Raw genomic sequence first — 15,428 nt, 5'->3', positions numbered from 1 at the left:
TGTGATTAAAAAACGGATGCAAATTCCCCCAATTCCACTTGAATGGATTTCACTTGTGTATAATTTTGCAATGTCATTACGCCATTTTCACGGCCAACACCGGAATGCTTATATCCCCCTACTGGCATTTGAGCGGGTGATTCACCCCATGTATTGATCCAGCAAATCCCAGCTTCTAATTGATGGATAACACGATGCGCACGCGTTAGATCCTGTGTCACAACCCCTGCAGCAAGCCCATATACACTGTTGTTTGCACGGGCAATCACTTCATCTTCCGATTGATAACTTAAAATACTCATGACAGGACCAAAAATTTCTTCCTGCGTGATTTGCATTTCATCATTGCAATCAGTAAATACCGTTGGTGCAACATACGCTCCCTGAGCGAAATCGCCATCCATCAAGCGTTCACCTCCGCACAATAATTTCGCACCTTGCTGTTTGCCTAACGCAATATAACGCAACACATTTTCCATATGAGCAAAACTGACTAATGGCCCAAAGTTAGTATTATCGTCAATGGGGGAACCTATTTTAATGCGCGCCACACGTTCAGTGATCTTGTCTTCAAACTGTGATTTGAGCGATCCTGGCACAAAAACCCGTGTTCCATTGGTACACACTTGGCCGGAACTATAAAAATTCGCCATCATGGCGATATCTGCAGCTTTATCTAAATCTGCATCATCAAAAATAATTAGAGGTGATTTACCGCCTAGTTCCATCGTCACCTCTTTTAAAGAAGAGGCTGACGCATTCGCCATCACTTTTTTACCCGTTGCGATCCCCCCAGTGAATGAAACTTTGGCAATATCAGGGTGCTCCGTTAACCATTGCCCCACTTCACCGCCTTGGCCTGTCACCACGTTAAACACCCCGGCTGGCACACCCGCTTCAGTATAAATTTCAGCTAACTTTAATGCGGTTAACGACGTGACTTCACTGGGTTTGAACACCATGGCATTACCCGCAGCCAGAGCAGGTGCTGATTTCCATAGCGCAATTTGGATAGGGTAATTCCATGCGCCAATCCCTGCCACAACACCCAGCGGTTCACGGCGGGTATAAGCAAATGCGCTGTCACGCAGAGGGATCTGCTGCCCTTCCAGCATAGGGATTAAACCTGCATAGTATTCAAGGACATCTGCCCCTGTGACGATATCCACATAACGAGTTTCAGAAAGCGGTTTGCCCGTATCAAGAGTTTCGAGATAAGCCAATTCGTCGTTACGTTCCCGTAAAATATCCACCGCACGGCGTAAAATACGTGAGCGTTCCATCGCGGTCATTGCCGCCCAAACTTTCTGGCCTTGTTTGGCGCTTTCTACCGCCCATTGGATATCTTCAAGGGTCGCAGATTGCAGATTTGCGGTAGTTTCGCCATTTGCAGGGTTGATTGCAGGAAATTGCCCGCATTCAGGTTGTGAACTGTCGACATAACCACCATGAATATAAAGCTTATGTATCGGTGGATGTTGCATATTATCTCCTCTGAATTGGTTATTAGGTTTCTAAAACCTCAGCACGTTGTAGTTGCATATCGATATATTCGTTAGTGATTTTGAGTGCATCCTTAACAGGGAATTGTTCATTACTCAAAGCACTACGTAGCCATAGGCCATCAATTAAAGCCGCCAGCCCCTTCGCTGCCATCCGCGCATCCGCCTTGTTTAACACCCGCCCAAACTCATAGCTTAAGTTTGAATACAAGCGTCGGTCATTAACCTGCTGTAAACGGTTTAAATTCGGTTGATGCATACTACTAGCCCAAAAGGCTAGCCACGTTTTCATCGCGGCCTCACTGGTTTGCGTTGGGTCGAAGTTGCCCTCAACAATTGCCTGAATTCGTAGTTTTGGCTCCGCTCCGGTTAACATCCGTAAACGTATTGCAACCGCAAACCCTAGTTGGTATTGAATATGGCGCATAGTGGCTTCAAGCAAGCCATTTTTATCACGGAAATAATGGCTAATGATCCCTGTAGAAACCCTGGCTTTACGGGCAATTAACACAAAACTAGCTTCCTGCATTCCAACTTCATTAATCACAGCCAATGTGGCTTGAATTAACTGTTGTTTACGTATCGACTGCATTCCTATCTTCGGCATGGTATTTGAACCTAAAAAATACATTGATCCCTTGTATTAAACGTTTTTTTGATTGAATGTTCAATCAATATTAACTATTGTTTACAACAATTCATTCACAATTAACATAAGAGAGAAGATAACAAAAACCAAATCTTGGCTAATAAATCAATCAATTAGCTTAGAAAGTAATTTTAACCTGTTAAATAAATAAAAATGTGGAATGTCCAATGACAACTCAAAATAGTCCAAAGAATAAGCAGAAGGATAAACTGAATTCTGTGGTTTTTTTTACTTCCGCCGGTCTTATTCTGGCGTTTTCTTTTTTCACCATCTTGATGACCGAAACAGCAAATCAGTGGATCGTTGCCGCCCTTGGCTGGGTATCTAAAACCTTTGGTTGGTATTACCTGCTAGCAGCAACGCTTTATATTGTTTTTGTCATTTTCGTTGCTACCTCACGCTTTGGTAATATCAAACTCGGCCCTGAACAATCTAAACCTGAATTTAGCGTGCTCAGTTGGTCTGCGATGCTATTCGCCGCAGGAATTGGTATCGATTTAATGTTTTTCTCCGTCGCTGAGCCGGTCACCCAATATATGCTGCCGCCAACGGGCGAAGGCGAAACCTTAGAAGCAGCTCGTCAGGCGATGGTGTGGACACTGTTCCACTATGGCCTAACGGGCTGGTCTATGTATGCCTTAATGGGAATTGCACTGGGTTATTTCAGTTATCGTTATAACTTGCCGCTGACCATTCGCTCCGCACTTTATCCAATATTTGGTAAACGAATTGACGGCCCAATTGGCCATACTGTGGATATTGCTGCGGTATTAGGGACGATTTTTGGTATCGCAACAACGTTGGGGATTGGGGTTGTTCAGCTGAATTATGGCCTCAAAGTATTATTCGACTTACCTCAAGGGCTCCCCGTGCAAAGTGGGTTGATCCTGCTATCGGTGATTATGGCCGTGATCTCCGCCACATCAGGGGTAAATAAAGGCATTCGGGTGTTATCCGAGCTCAATGTGCTGTTAGCATTTGGTTTGATTTTATTTATCTTATTTGTCGGCGATACTGAGTTCTTACTCAATGCCTTAGTGCTGAATGTGGGGGACTATATCAACCGCTTTATGGGTATGACCCTCAATAGCTTTGCCTTTGACCGCCCAACGGATTGGATGAATAGCTGGACGCTGTTTTTCTGGGCATGGTGGGTAGCATGGTCACCATTTGTTGGGTTATTCCTTGCTCGTATTTCTCGCGGCCGGACTATTCGACAATTTGTGATTGGCACATTAATTATTCCATTTGTTTTCACACTATTATGGCTATCTATTTTTGGTAATAGTGCATTGTATGAAATCATTCACGGCAATAGTGAACTTGCAAAAACCGTCCTCGACGCCCCCGAAAAAGGCTTCTATTCACTACTTGAACTTTACCCCGGCTTTGGCCTAACCGCTTCTGTTGCAACCATTACTGGGCTGTTGTTCTATGTCACCTCTGCTGACTCCGGTTCATTAGTATTAGGCAATTTCACCTCAAAACTCAGTGATATTAACAATGATGCCCCTAATTGGTTGCGAATTTTCTGGTCTGTCGCAATTGGCTTACTTACCTTAGGGATGTTAATGACGGATGGCGTCGCTGCGTTACAAAATACGACGGTGATCATGGGCTTGCCCTTTAGTTTTGTTATCTTCTTTATTATGGCTGGGCTATATAAGTCATTAAAAGTTGAGGACTTTAGACGCGTTAGTTCGCTAAATACCAATGCCCCTGCACCACTATATGGCAACGGAACACTGAATTGGAAACAGCGTTTGGGACGAGTGATGAATTTCCCGGGAACGACTTATACCCAGCGTATGCTTGATTTGGTCTGCATTCCTGCCATGCAAGAAGTGGCGAAAGAGCTCAGTTTAAGGGGAGCAAAAGTGGAATTTAACACCTTACCACCCATTGCTGATGAGCGATTAGACCATTTAGAATTAACAGTCGACCTAGGTGAAGAACAAAGCTTTATTTACCAAGTGTGGCCACAGCGCTATTCAGTTCCCGGTTTTACCTATCGCGCACGTTCAGGGAAATCCCATTATTACCGCTTAGAAACCTTCTTATGGGAAGGCTCACAAGGGAATGATTTAATGGATTACACCAAAGAACAAGTGATTAGCGATATTCTAGACCAATATGAAAAACATATGAATTTCATTCATTTAAGCCGTGAAGCCCCCGGTGCAACCTTAACATTCCCTGAATCTGTCTAGTTTGAACTCTAAGGGGGCGATGCTCCCTTAGAGTCAACAGATGAACAACGCATCAATATGGGCGGCCCGCTTGCTCTAGCATTTTTTTCATTTGCTGGCGGTCATTCATCCAAGCCATTGAATTAGGGCACCCTGCTCCCGTCGGGTTAACATCACACACATTAAAATGTTTTGAAAACGCATTTTCATCTGCATTTCGCTGTTCTAACAAAGCTTGATAACTTTGTTCTTCTTGTGGAAGTTTCTTTTTGGGATCAAAGACAAACTTTTGTTGTGTCTGTAATTTTTTAATTCCTTGGTAGTCTTGACTAAACTCGCGATCAGCGGGTGACTTTTCTTTAAATGTAAAGTCGCTGGCAAAGCCATAAGAAGTGAAACAAAGAAAAATAACAACAATAACCTTTTTAAACATATCTATTTCCTGCTGTGTTCATAAGTAAATATTATATGTCAGCAGCAACACATGGTGTTGGATAATAATAAGTGAAATTTATAACACCTTAATATTCAAATAAATAATTTACATGGGTTATTAAATCAATTGATTGATACATCATTAAAACTGGCTTAATCCTGTTATATCACCCCTATAATGGATATTGGTGATAGCCCATTTTCTCTGAAATATTACGACCCGCTGTTTTCAGTAATTGGACGTAGTCACCAATACGCTGCTCATCAAAACGAATCGTTGGGAACGAAATCGATAACCCTGCAACCACATGGCCTAACCGGTCATACACTGGCACAGCAATACAGCGCAGGCCTAGCTCTTGCTCTTCTCTGTCTTGCGCATAATGGCATTCACGAACTGTGGCTAATTCCACCAGCAGGTCTTCTAACGTTAAAATCGTTGTTGCCGTTTTTTGGCTAAAAGTTTCGTTTTTCAATGCTAAACGAATGGATCCTTCATCTTGCCAAGCGAGTAAAATCTTACCGATTGCTGTGCAATACAATGGGTTACGACGCCCAACCCGTGAATACATGCGTAAATTATAACTCGAGTCGATTTTATGGATATAAATAATGGCATCTTCATCTAAAGCGCCCAAATGCACCGCTTCATGGGTTAATTGGCCAATACGACGCATTTCTGTATCTGCAATTTCAATTAAATCCACATACTCAAGGGATTTCGCTCCCAACTCGAATAATTTCAATGTTAGGGAATATTTATCCGCTTCACCTTCTTGATCCACATAGCCTAGCTGTTTCATCGTTTGCAGAAAACGAAATGTCGTGGCTTTTGACATCAATAAACGCTGTGAAAGCTCAGATACACCAATCTCTTTTTGCTCACCAAGGGCGCTAAGAATGCTAAATACCTTAACCACTGCTGAAACAGCATCCGTTTGAGTCGTTTTATCCATTACTTTTCCATCATCCTATAACTATAAATTGATATCGACATTACACCCCAGCGGATAGCATAAGTGGCTATCATGATAAAAACAAGAACGGTGATTTAATATTTTTAAAACAGCGTTTCATTTTCATTGAAGTTCTATTTGAAATGGGTTTTAATAGCATCATTAAGTCAGCAATAGTTTATTAAGTCGTAATCGCGCAGGTGGTGAAAATGAATACACATCCGCAAGTTGCCGTTATTGGTGAATGCATGGTTGAGTTGCAAAAATCGGGTGAACTTTATAAACAAACGTTTGGTGGGGATACACTCAATACCGCACTATACCTGTCTCGTTTAACAAAAGACCATGGCGTGACAACCCGTTACATCACTGGTTTAGGTAAAGACCCATTCAGCCAGCAAATGCTAAGCAGTTGGCAACAAGAAGGCATCAATACTGAAGAAGTCTTTATTTCGGACAAACATTTGCCTGGGATGTATTTAATCGAAACCTCCGCTGATGGCGAACGTCGCTTTTTCTATTGGCGAGATAATGCCGCGGCAAAATTTTGGCTTGATGCCGTCTGTCTTGATAGCAATAGCAAAGCCCACACACAGCAAGTACTTAATTCACAACAATTTATCTACTTAAGTGGCATTAGCTTAGCCATTTTACCTGACGCCTCACGTCAGTTGTTATTTGAAATGTTACAACATGCTAAACAACACGGCGCTAAAATTGTCTTCGATAATAACTATCGCCCTGCGCTTTGGCCTTCAAAACAAGCCGCTCAACAAGCTTATCAGCAAATTCTCACTTTAACCGACATCGCTTTTTTGACCTTTGATGACGAACAGTTGCTTTATGGTGACATTCATGAAAATGATGCAATTGCACGTACCCAACAATATGGCGTGAACGAAATAGTGATCAAGCGCGGTGCTGAGGCTTGCTTCGTCGTTATTGATAACGAACGTATTGAAGTCCCTGCGAATAAAATAAGCCATGTTGTTGATACCACTGCCGCAGGGGATTCCTTTAGTGCCGGCTACCTTGCTTGCCGTATTTTAGGTGGCAACCCATGCGAAGCGGCAAAAACAGGTCATTTACTGGCTGGAAGCGTCATCCAACACCGGGGAGCGATTATTCCATCCGAGGCCATGCCAACCACTGCTTTAGTAAAATGTTAAGAGGCTTTAACCATGAATCAATTACTTGAAAGAATTAAGAAACTCAATGTTGTTCCTGTTATCACCATTAATAATGCAGAGCATGGTGCGCCATTAGCAAAAGCTTTAGTGGAAAATGGACTGCCATGTGCAGAGGTCACCTTCCGCACCCCTGCAGCGGTACAAGCGATTAAAAATATGCGCGCGGCCTACCCTGAATTACTGATTGCCGCAGGTACGGTATTAACCACAGCGCAAGTTGACCAAGCCATTGAAGCGGGTGTGGATTTTATCGTCAGCCCGGGCTTTAACCCGAAAATTGTGGCTTATTGCCAACAAAAGAACGTGATTATCATTCCTGGGGTTAATAGTCCAAGCTTAGTAGAGCAAGCCCTTGAATTTAACCTCACCACATTGAAATTCTTCCCAGCCGAAGCCTCTGGCGGAGTTGCCATGCTCAAAGCTCTCAGCGCGGTTTACCCGGTTAAATTTATGCCAACTGGCGGTATCGGTGTGAAAAACATTAAAGAATACACCGCATTACCTTCTGTATTAGTGTGCGGCGGTTCATGGATGGTACCGAATGACCTTATCGACAGTGAAAACTGGCAAGAGCTCGGCAAACTCATTGCCGAAGCAGCGGCTATTTAATTAATAATAAAAATCTCGTTGTTGTTATTGCGCCCTTACTGGATGGTAAGGGCTTTTTGCTAATGGTTTAGATAGAATACATTCGAGTAAAATATTCGCTGATTTTATCATTATCTAACAATCTATCTTTGGTAAAATCTAAAGTATCAGAAACGACAATGTATTGCCTTAGAGGGATAGGTATATCTGATATTGTCGCATAAATCGTTGGCACTAAATGGCGAAAATAATCTCCCATTTTTGTTTCACCCTCATAGCCCACAGGAAAGTCTTCCCCTTGGTTATAGCCTTCAATGCCTTCAAATACAAATATTCCCTTTTGTGTTGCAAGATAAGCATCTGTCAGTTTATTACCTTCATCTAAACGATTTTTATAACTGGTAAAAACAGTTTCTTGGGAATAATGCTTGTATTTCCAATAGGAAAATAGATCAACTGAAAAATCACCATTTTTCTGTATGCTATTTTCATATTTAGCCGATTCACAATATATAAACTCGCTTAAATCAACATATAACTCACTAATATTAGGTATGTTGATATACACTTTGGGTAACCATCCCCAGCAATTATTCAGCATAAATGCTAAATAACCGTTTTTATCCATTGCAACCCATGAATAAATATTCCCCCATTCAGGTCGCCAATCAGTAGTTAACATCAAAGCCTCTTATATCGTTCACAATACAATTAAATTTTTATAGGTATTGAATGAATTGGCCCTATACTTTAATTCAATGCATAAGGCCAAAATGAAACAGACTCTATATAGAAAGCTCAATAGTCATTAAATTATCAGAAACCTAACCAATAAAACGTTTTAACTGTAAACGCAACATCTCATTTTCGCGTTGGAGCATTTCATTTTGGTCCAATAGGCTCATCGCCATTGCGATGCCCGGCCAGTCAATTTCTAATTCATGGTAAAGACGCACGGCTCTTCTCACAATGACTACCGCTTGGTCATCAAACAACCACTCATTAGTCGTTTCAATGGGTTGAATTATCCCAAGGCCGACGATTTCCTGTAATTCATCTTCAGCAATACCAGTATGAACGCAAAAATCAATAACGGTTAATGATGTGAACTGTTCCATTATTTGCCTCCCCAATTTTTACGTGGGTCAAAACTCTGCTGAGTCTCCGCCAATTTCCGCCACAGTGCATCCGCTTCTGCATTACTGCTATTTGGCATCACGATTTTTATAATCGCGTACAGATCCCCTGCTGTACCTTTATGTTTCAGCCCTTTACCTTTAAGGCGTAATTTTTGGCCAGCTTGGCTATTAGCAGGAACGGTGATCACAATCGGGTCTTTTAATGTTGGGATGGTGACTTTTGTCCCTAGAGCGGCTTCCCAAGGGGCTAATGGCACAACCACTTCAAGATCATGGCCCTTAATATCGAATAATGGATGCGGTGCAATGCGGATAGTTATCCATAGGTCGCCATTTTCACCGCCATTCTCCCCCGCAGTGCCTTGCCCTTTTAAGCGAATACGTTGCCCGTCAATCACCCCTGCAGGGATAGTCACGTTAAGTGTTTTAGGGACTTCGTTTTCGATAAAACCAAAAGCGTTATAAACAGGTAAGTTATAGCTAATGGTACGTTTATGGGGTTCTTGGGTTTCTTCAAGGAAAACAGCCAGTTCAACCTCTAAATCCTGCCCGCGATGGCTGCGTGCCTGCCTTGTGCCACCCCGTGCACGTTGGGAAAACATCGATGAAAAAATGTCATCAAAGCCGCCTTCATCAAACCCTTGCTGGGAATAGGTGCGGCTTTGTTGGCCTTGGTTAGCTTGGTTAAAATAGGGGTCATTCCTGTGTTCCCACATTTCATCGTATTCTGCACGTTTTTCTTTGTCACCAAGTACCGCCCAAGCCTCCGCAATTTCTTTAAAGCGTGCTTCGGCATCGGGTTCTTTACTCACGTCAGGGTGATATTTTCGCGCTAAACGGCGATACGCGGTCTTAATGGTTTTTAAATCATCGGTGCGCTTAACACCCATGATGCTGTAATAATCCTTTAGTTCCATCGTCATATCTCGTTCACTTATCTGTTGAATAGAATTCTTATGGTATTTACCCTGTTGGGCTAAACATCACGACTACCTTGAATTTAACTTAGGACATTTACGCACTAATTGGAATAGCTAGGCCATGATAAAATTCCACAAAAAACAGGAAATTTACGCTATTTCAGGCTAAACCTATAAGAGGGTAGTTTGATTAATAGGGGAACTCTATGGATGCGCTTGCCAATCGCCTGAACTATAAAGTCAACTTTGCCATCTCTATTGAGGATTTTGTTCGATTGATTCGCCAATCACCATTTAAAGAAATGGTGACAACCGATAACCCCACTCAATTAGATGCAATGCTAAATAACGCGGATTTATTGGTTAGTGCATGGGATGAGGAACAGGTGGTCGGTTTTGTCCGCACAGTAACGGATTTTAGTTCTTGTTGTTATATCTGCGAACTGGCCGTTGATACTCAGTATCAAAAACACGGCATCGACCGCCAATTAATGCGCCTCGTCGCTGAAGAACTCCCCGCCGACTGCCAGATTTTATTTTTCTCCACCGACAGCAACCTCACCGAATATTTAAAACTGGGCTTCACCCAATCCCCGAGAGCATGGCACACCACGGCAGAGAATTTTTTGGTTAGATCGGCAAAACTGGATGAATAATAGAAAGTAAAATTACTAAAAACGTAGAAAATGATAGAGTGATAAGCAACTCATCTCGTTAGTAAAAGACTGACATAGACACATAAAAACAAATTTAATTTAAATGAGTATTAAAATATCTCAATACTGATGCTCTAAATAATTCGTGCTACAGCTAGGCGGCTAGCTAGTTTAGCCCTAGGAGCATACATCAGTATGTGACTAGGGTGAACTAGTGAAGCCAACAACGCTGTGGTGCGAAGTATGACGAGCATCACTTCAATTTGCCGCGGAGGCGTTTTACAGCCTGACTATGAAGCTGACTCACCCTCGACTCCCCAACCTCCAGCACCGCCCCAATCTCCTTCAGATTCAGCTCTTCTTGGTAATACAGCGTCAGCACCATTTTTTCGCGTTCTGGTAACTGATTGATTGCCGCCGCAATTTGGTCACGCAAGCTGGAATCTAACAACAGACTCAACGGGTTACCGCCATCGTCCTCATCCATTTGCGGCTCACAGCTTTCCCCATGAATTTCATGCCACTCATCATAAGAAAACAGTTGGCTATTATTGGTGTCCAGTAATGCTTGGCGATACTCCGCAAGGTCAATATCCAGCGCTTTGGCGATTTCCGGCTCAGTCGCACTTCGCCCTAACGATTGTTCCAACGCACCAATGGCTTTGGTCATTTCACGCGCTTGGCGGCGCACACTGCGCGGCACCCAGTCACGGCTACGCAGTTCATCTAGCATCGAACCCCGAATTCTTTGCACCGCATAAGTGGCAAATGACGCCCCTTGGGTGACATCGAAACGTTCCAATGCATGCAGTAAACCGATGCCCCCCGCTTGAATTAAGTCGTCGATATCAACACTGGCGGGTAGTCTGACTTGCAGTTTCAGGGCTTCATGGCGTATTAGAGGGTAATAACGCTCCCATAGGCTATTTTTATTAATCACACCTTCGGCAGTATACAAATCACTCACAACCTGAATCACCCTTCAAGCTCTATAAAAGGTATTCATTATCTGTGTTGGTTTTGAATTCAATCCGTAGAGTAAGGCACTAAATATAGCTTTATTTGCCTTATCCTAAATAGGTAAAATTTGAATAACCACAACGTTAATGATTGTTTTAACACAATTTTTAGGGAGTTTTACTGGTAATAGAAGTGGGAGTGGTTGCTTTGTTGAGAAGCAATTTTTGATTTGAAAGGGATTATCTTTAGGAGTTAATTTGGTTTGGCTTGGTTTTCGACCTAAAAAATGCTAAAGCAAGGTCTAAATAATTCGAGTTGTAGGAAGGCGGCAATCAAGGTTATCCCGATGAGCATACTAAAGTATGTGATTCGGGTGACCTTGTGAAGCCAACGCATCTACAACTTGAAGTATGACGACCGTTCGATAAAGAAAAGGCCAGCATCGCTGGCCTTCAATATAATCAACCAATTACGAATTAACGTAACAGGCTCAGAACACCTTGTGGAACTTGGTTAGCTTGTGCTAACACAGCTGTACCTGCTTGTTGCAGGATTTGACCACGGCTCATGTTAGAAACTTCTGTTGCGAAGTCAGCGTCTTGAATACGGCTACGTGCTGCGCTCAGGTTGTTAACAGAGTTGTTCAGGTTGTTGATAGTAGACTGCATACGGTTTTGGATAGCACCTAAAGAAGAACGGAATGAGTCAACTTGTTTCAGAGCTGAATCTAACGCTGCTAAAGGTTCTTCGGCGATGGTCATTTCAACTGCTTTTGCTTTAGCTGGATCAACTTTATCAGCACCAGCAGCTCCGGCTTTCAGCTTGCCAGTGGTGGTATCAAAATCGCCTTTTTCAATTGCATAGAACTTTCCTTCTTTCTTAACCAGATACTTGTCAGCCTCGACTTTACCATCTTTATCTAGCTGCTGATAAACCTCTGCACCTTTGCCTAGATCATCAAAATCAGCATTAACTGCTGGGGCAGGAGTACCAGTTGTTACTGCGGCTTTAACTTCAATGGTAGAAACTTTATCACCTACCATACCTTTCTTAGATAAATCTAATTCATCTAATTTCAGCGTGCTGCTATCAATTTGTTTCAATTCAATGCCGATAGTTTCATTATCATTAGCACCAACTTGAATTTTCATCGTTGTGTCTTTGCTCAGAACTTTAACACCGTTAAACTGAGTTTGTTCAGAAATACGGTTAATTTCATCCATACGTAATTTAACTTCGTCTTGGATTGATTGAGTATCAGATTCTGAGTTTGAACCCGTTCTTGCTTGAACAGTCAGCTCACGAATACGTTGTAAGTTATCGTTGATTTCGTTAACCGCACCTTCCGCAGTTTGTGCGATAGAAATACCGTCGTTGGCATTACGCGCTGCTTGCGTTAAACCTTTAACGTTTGCAGTGAAACGGTTAGCAATTGCTTGGCCAGCCGCATCGTCTTTAGCGCTGTTAATACGTGAACCGGAAGATAAACGCTCAATTGCAGTACCCAGTACGCCTTGTGAACGGTTTAAGTTGTTCTGAGTGGTCAGAGACAGAATGTTAGTGTTGATAACTTGTGCCATGATGTGATCCTTATTATTCAAATTAATGTGTTAAGCCGCAATGCTTAACTTGATGAATTTCGTCAGCAACTAGGTTATCGGCTACAAAAAAGTCCCCTTTAGGCTTTTTGATGAAAATTTTTATCTGTCAGGTTGGAAATGGCTTTACAGCCCGCTTTTAATGCCATTATTTTTAACACTTTCATTTTTAACACATCCATTTATTTTTATTAATTTTCTTATTATTTAATTTCAATAGGGATAATTACCTACTTTTCTCTTATCAGCTCTCGCCATCACTCTTTTTCAGAATAGTCTAAAATTTTGCTCCGTTTTGCCGATAAGACTCTAAATAAATTTTATTTCAGAGTTTATGTCACAGACATAGAATAGGAGAAAACATGGCAGGAATATCCACACTCGGTATCGGGTCAAACTTAGATTTAAACGTGCAAATGGACCAATTAGAAGCGATGGAGCGCCGTCGTTTAGAGCCGTTAACCACGCAAAAAGCCAGCTACGACGCGCAAATTAGCGCCTTTGGCAAAATGCAGTCGTCCTTAGAAAAACTGAAAAAGGCCGCTGAAGACTTAAAAAAATATGGTGATATCAGTACCACTAAAGTCAATGGTGAATATAAAGCCTTTGATGTGAAAACTGACGGCAAAGCGGTCGCGGGGGTGCATGATGTATTGGTCACTCAGTTAGCAAAAGCGCAAACTATCGCTACCAAAGGGACGCCAAACAATAGCAACAAAGAATTGCTGGGCAATGGTGCACCTGAGCGAACCATTACCATCACGCAACCGTCACAAAAAGAAGATAAAGATAAAATCGTTATCAAGCTGGATAACGAGCACACCTCATTGATTGAAATTGCCGACGCCATCAATAAAACCGATAAAGGCGTTTCTGCATCGGTCATTAAAGACAAAGACAATATTTACCACCTTGTCATCACTTCTAAAAAAGAAGGTAGTGAAAACCGTATTAGCATCAATGTGGAAGGCGATGACAAACTGGCTGCTATTCTTAATGTTGAGTCTGAAATTGATGCGGATGGTAAGGTCACCTTAAAAAATGCCGACACCAGTGGTATGGTGCAAAAAGTGGCCCCACAAACCGCCTTACTGGAAATCGATGGTTTCAAATTAGAGTCACAAACCAATGAAGCCAAAGACCTGTTTCCCGGTTTAACCTTAACGCTGAAAAAAGAAAGCGAAGACGGTAAAGCTGACCACCTAATCGTTTCTGAAGATATCGAACCCGCCAAAGGTAAAATTAAAGCGTGGGTGGATGCCTATAACGAATTCCAAACATTAGCCAAAGAACTCACCAAATACACGCCAACGGAAAAAGGCACCGCGCCAGATAAAACCAATGGTCCACTGATTGGTGATTCCACTTTACGCATGATCCAGAGCACCCTGCGTACCCAAGTTCGGGCTCCTCAAGCAAGTGGGGACATCGACACTCTGAGCAAAATGGGGATTAAGCAAAAACTGGATGGCACCTTAGAAATTGATAATAAAGTGCTGGATAAAGTGCTCAAAGAAAACCCATCGAGCGTCAAAGTATTTTTTGCTGGTGACGGTAAAGAAACCGGTTTTGGTACTGAAAACTTTAACTACTTGAAAGACACCTTGGACAGCAAAGAAGGCACGCTGCACAACGCCACCGATGGTATCCAAAAGAAAAAGAAAAGCTTAGACAAACGTATTGAGCAGACCAATAAACAAATCGAAAACACCATGGACATGTACCGTCGTCAATTCCAAAACCTCGATAAAATGATGACGTCACTGAACAGCACCAGTAATTCATTAGGCCGATTATTAGGCTAATACTTTTAGGTTAAAAACATGTATCAACGACACGCACAGCAAGCCTATCAGCAGGTCGATTTGGAGAGTGAAATCACCAACGCGACCCCATACCAACTGATCCAAATCCTGTTTAAAGGGGCGCTAAGTGCCCTAAAACGCGGGGAAATTTTTATGCAACAGGGTAAGGTGGCGGAAAAAGGTAAAGAAATCTCAAAAGCTATCGACATCATTGACACAGGGTTAAAGCAGTCGTTAAATTATGAAGCTGGCGGCGAACTTGCAGAAAATTTGGCAAGTTTGTATGAGTACATGACAATGCAGTTACTTCGCGCCAACCTCGAAAACAACGTGGCTTATGTCCAAGAAGTTTACCAGTTACTCTCCGATATCGCCTCTGCGTGGCAACAAATCGGTGCAAATGTGGATGAAAGATAATCAGGTGGACAATAAAAATCCTATCGATTTACAAGAAATATACCGTAATGTCTTAGTATTAAGTGAAAATTTAGTTGCCTTAGCGCAATCCGGGGAATGGGAGACGTTGGTCTCCCGAGAGACAGAATATGTCCTTGCGGTGGAAAACCTCACCGAGTTAACGCAAGCGTTCGAACAACAGCAGCCCATCACTGAAGAGTTTATTCAGTTACTGCATAAAATTATCGAAAATGAACGTGTTACTAAAGAATATTTACAACAGCATTTAAACTTTTTAAGCAAAGAAATTAAGCAATTAGACCAAAAACGGGTACTCAATAATAGCTATGGCCAATTTGATGAGCCAGACACCCCGTTAGTCGTTCGCCCCATGGAATGAATTTAAGTGTCAGGCCAACAAACCTGACACCCTCTTCCCTTTCGG

At 42.3% G+C, this 15,428-nt stretch carries 16 protein-coding genes; 7 read left to right on the top strand and 9 right to left on the bottom strand.

The annotated features are described in order from the left end of the window. Positions 1-5: 5 nt before the first annotated feature. On the bottom strand, positions 6-1,484 hold the full coding sequence (betB, locus tag PR800_RS02085; protein WP_272530106.1) for a betaine-aldehyde dehydrogenase: 1,479 nt from the start codon (positions 1,482-1,484) through the stop codon (positions 6-8). 22 nt (positions 1,485-1,506) lie between these two features. Then, entirely contained in the window at positions 1,507-2,109 is a 603-nt protein-coding gene (betI, locus tag PR800_RS02080; RefSeq protein ID WP_210843920.1) for a transcriptional regulator BetI, read from the bottom strand. 209 nt (positions 2,110-2,318) lie between these two features. Between betI and PR800_RS02075 the strand changes: the two genes are divergently transcribed. Beyond that, a complete protein-coding gene (locus tag PR800_RS02075; RefSeq protein WP_004255510.1) occupies positions 2,319-4,361 on the top strand; it encodes a choline transporter in 2,043 nt (680 codons plus the stop codon). 52 nt (positions 4,362-4,413) lie between these two features. Here the strand turns inward: PR800_RS02075 and PR800_RS02070 are convergent, their stop codons facing one another. Together PR800_RS02070 and kdgR are read right to left on the bottom strand one after the other, a co-directional pair. Continuing rightward, positions 4,414-4,773, bottom strand: a complete 360-nt coding sequence (locus PR800_RS02070) for a hypothetical protein (protein ID WP_102139306.1) — start codon at positions 4,771-4,773, stop codon at positions 4,414-4,416. 175 nt (positions 4,774-4,948) lie between these two features. Next, positions 4,949-5,731 (bottom strand): DNA-binding transcriptional regulator KdgR, encoded by a 783-nt coding sequence (gene kdgR, locus PR800_RS02065; protein WP_102139307.1) that lies wholly within the window; start codon positions 5,729-5,731, stop codon positions 4,949-4,951. Between the two features lie 209 nt (positions 5,732-5,940). Here kdgR and PR800_RS02060 point away from each other — a divergent pair, with 209 nt between their 5' ends. Both PR800_RS02060 and PR800_RS02055 read left to right on the top strand, forming a co-directional pair. Next, positions 5,941-6,900, top strand: coding sequence for a sugar kinase (locus PR800_RS02060; protein WP_272530104.1), 960 nt, complete (start codon positions 5,941-5,943; stop codon positions 6,898-6,900). A gap of 12 nt (positions 6,901-6,912) precedes the next feature. Next, entirely contained in the window at positions 6,913-7,530 is a 618-nt protein-coding gene (locus tag PR800_RS02055; protein ID WP_272530103.1) for a bifunctional 4-hydroxy-2-oxoglutarate aldolase/2-dehydro-3-deoxy-phosphogluconate aldolase, read from the top strand. 67 nt (positions 7,531-7,597) lie between these two features. Here PR800_RS02055 and PR800_RS02050 read toward each other — a convergent pair whose 3' ends face one another. From PR800_RS02050 to cbpA, 3 genes are all read right to left on the bottom strand, one after another. After that, a complete protein-coding gene (locus PR800_RS02050; protein WP_102139310.1) occupies positions 7,598-8,191 on the bottom strand; it encodes a hypothetical protein in 594 nt (197 codons plus the stop codon). 142 nt (positions 8,192-8,333) lie between these two features. Then, positions 8,334-8,627 (bottom strand): chaperone modulator CbpM, encoded by a 294-nt coding sequence (locus PR800_RS02045; RefSeq protein WP_102139311.1) that lies wholly within the window; start codon positions 8,625-8,627, stop codon positions 8,334-8,336. Next, positions 8,627-9,565, bottom strand: coding sequence for a curved DNA-binding protein (cbpA, locus tag PR800_RS02040; RefSeq protein ID WP_195698774.1), 939 nt, complete (start codon positions 9,563-9,565; stop codon positions 8,627-8,629). Before cbpA ends, PR800_RS02045 begins: the two co-directional genes overlap by 1 nt. 209 nt (positions 9,566-9,774) lie before the next feature. Between cbpA and PR800_RS02035 the strand changes: the two genes are divergently transcribed. Then, complete coding sequence (locus tag PR800_RS02035) at positions 9,775-10,224, top strand: GNAT family N-acetyltransferase (RefSeq protein WP_272530100.1); 450 nt, start codon at positions 9,775-9,777, stop codon at positions 10,222-10,224. Between the two features lie 253 nt (positions 10,225-10,477). Here the strand turns inward: PR800_RS02035 and PR800_RS02030 are convergent, their stop codons facing one another. After that, the gene (locus PR800_RS02030; RefSeq protein WP_102139329.1) at positions 10,478-11,191 is read right to left on the bottom strand and encodes an RNA polymerase sigma factor FliA; all 714 of its coding nucleotides are present in this window, start codon (positions 11,189-11,191) and stop codon (positions 10,478-10,480) included. A 469-nt stretch (positions 11,192-11,660) separates the two neighbouring features. Continuing rightward, positions 11,661-12,764: a FliC/FljB family flagellin gene (locus PR800_RS02025; protein WP_210848469.1), complete on the bottom strand. Its 1,104-nt coding sequence runs from the start codon at positions 12,762-12,764 to the stop codon at positions 11,661-11,663. A 380-nt stretch (positions 12,765-13,144) separates the two neighbouring features. Here PR800_RS02025 and fliD point away from each other — a divergent pair, with 380 nt between their 5' ends. Genes fliD through fliT form a run of 3 tightly spaced genes read left to right on the top strand, consistent with a single transcriptional unit; the run spans position 13,145 to position 15,383 of the window. Further along, on the top strand, positions 13,145-14,587 hold the full coding sequence (gene fliD / locus PR800_RS02020; RefSeq protein ID WP_272530098.1) for a flagellar filament capping protein FliD: 1,443 nt from the start codon (positions 13,145-13,147) through the stop codon (positions 14,585-14,587). Positions 14,588-14,605: 18 nt separating this feature from the next. Continuing rightward, entirely contained in the window at positions 14,606-15,004 is a 399-nt protein-coding gene (gene fliS / locus PR800_RS02015; protein ID WP_004909969.1) for a flagellar export chaperone FliS, read from the top strand. Continuing rightward, on the top strand, positions 14,994-15,383 hold the full coding sequence (gene fliT / locus PR800_RS02010) for a flagellar protein FliT (RefSeq protein ID WP_102139318.1): 390 nt from the start codon (positions 14,994-14,996) through the stop codon (positions 15,381-15,383). The genes fliS and fliT overlap by 11 nt, the downstream gene beginning before the upstream one ends. Positions 15,384-15,428 lie beyond the last annotated feature (45 nt).

The organism is Providencia sp. PROV205 (assembly GCF_028479505.1).
Lineage (GTDB): Bacteria > Pseudomonadota > Gammaproteobacteria > Enterobacterales > Enterobacteriaceae > Providencia > Providencia huaxiensis.
The sequence above is the reverse complement of the archived record's forward strand: the minus strand, read 5'-3'. Positions and strand labels throughout refer to the sequence as shown.

Bases quoted from the DNA above. Each gene is read 5' to 3' on its own strand.
- betB (WP_272530106.1), bottom strand. From the start codon at position 1,484: ATGCAACATCCACCGATACATAAGCTTTATATTCATGGTGGTTATGTC.
- betI (WP_210843920.1), bottom strand. From the start codon at position 2,109: ATGCCGAAGATAGGAATGCAGTCGATACGTAAACAACAGTTAATTCAA.
- PR800_RS02075 (WP_004255510.1), top strand. From the start codon at position 2,319: ATGACAACTCAAAATAGTCCAAAGAATAAGCAGAAGGATAAACTGAAT.
- PR800_RS02070 (WP_102139306.1), bottom strand. From the start codon at position 4,773: ATGTTTAAAAAGGTTATTGTTGTTATTTTTCTTTGTTTCACTTCTTAT.
- kdgR (WP_102139307.1), bottom strand. From the start codon at position 5,731: ATGGATAAAACGACTCAAACGGATGCTGTTTCAGCAGTGGTTAAGGTA.
- PR800_RS02060 (WP_272530104.1), top strand. From the start codon at position 5,941: ATGAATACACATCCGCAAGTTGCCGTTATTGGTGAATGCATGGTTGAG.
- PR800_RS02055 (WP_272530103.1), top strand. From the start codon at position 6,913: ATGAATCAATTACTTGAAAGAATTAAGAAACTCAATGTTGTTCCTGTT.
- PR800_RS02050 (WP_102139310.1), bottom strand. From the start codon at position 8,191: ATGTTAACTACTGATTGGCGACCTGAATGGGGGAATATTTATTCATGG.
- PR800_RS02045 (WP_102139311.1), bottom strand. From the start codon at position 8,627: ATGGAACAGTTCACATCATTAACCGTTATTGATTTTTGCGTTCATACT.
- cbpA (WP_195698774.1), bottom strand. From the start codon at position 9,565: ATGGAACTAAAGGATTATTACAGCATCATGGGTGTTAAGCGCACCGAT.
- PR800_RS02035 (WP_272530100.1), top strand. From the start codon at position 9,775: ATGGATGCGCTTGCCAATCGCCTGAACTATAAAGTCAACTTTGCCATC.
- PR800_RS02025 (WP_210848469.1), bottom strand. From the start codon at position 12,764: ATGGCACAAGTTATCAACACTAACATTCTGTCTCTGACCACTCAGAAC.
- fliD (WP_272530098.1), top strand. From the start codon at position 13,145: ATGGCAGGAATATCCACACTCGGTATCGGGTCAAACTTAGATTTAAAC.
- fliS (WP_004909969.1), top strand. From the start codon at position 14,606: ATGTATCAACGACACGCACAGCAAGCCTATCAGCAGGTCGATTTGGAG.
- fliT (WP_102139318.1), top strand. From the start codon at position 14,994: ATGAAAGATAATCAGGTGGACAATAAAAATCCTATCGATTTACAAGAA.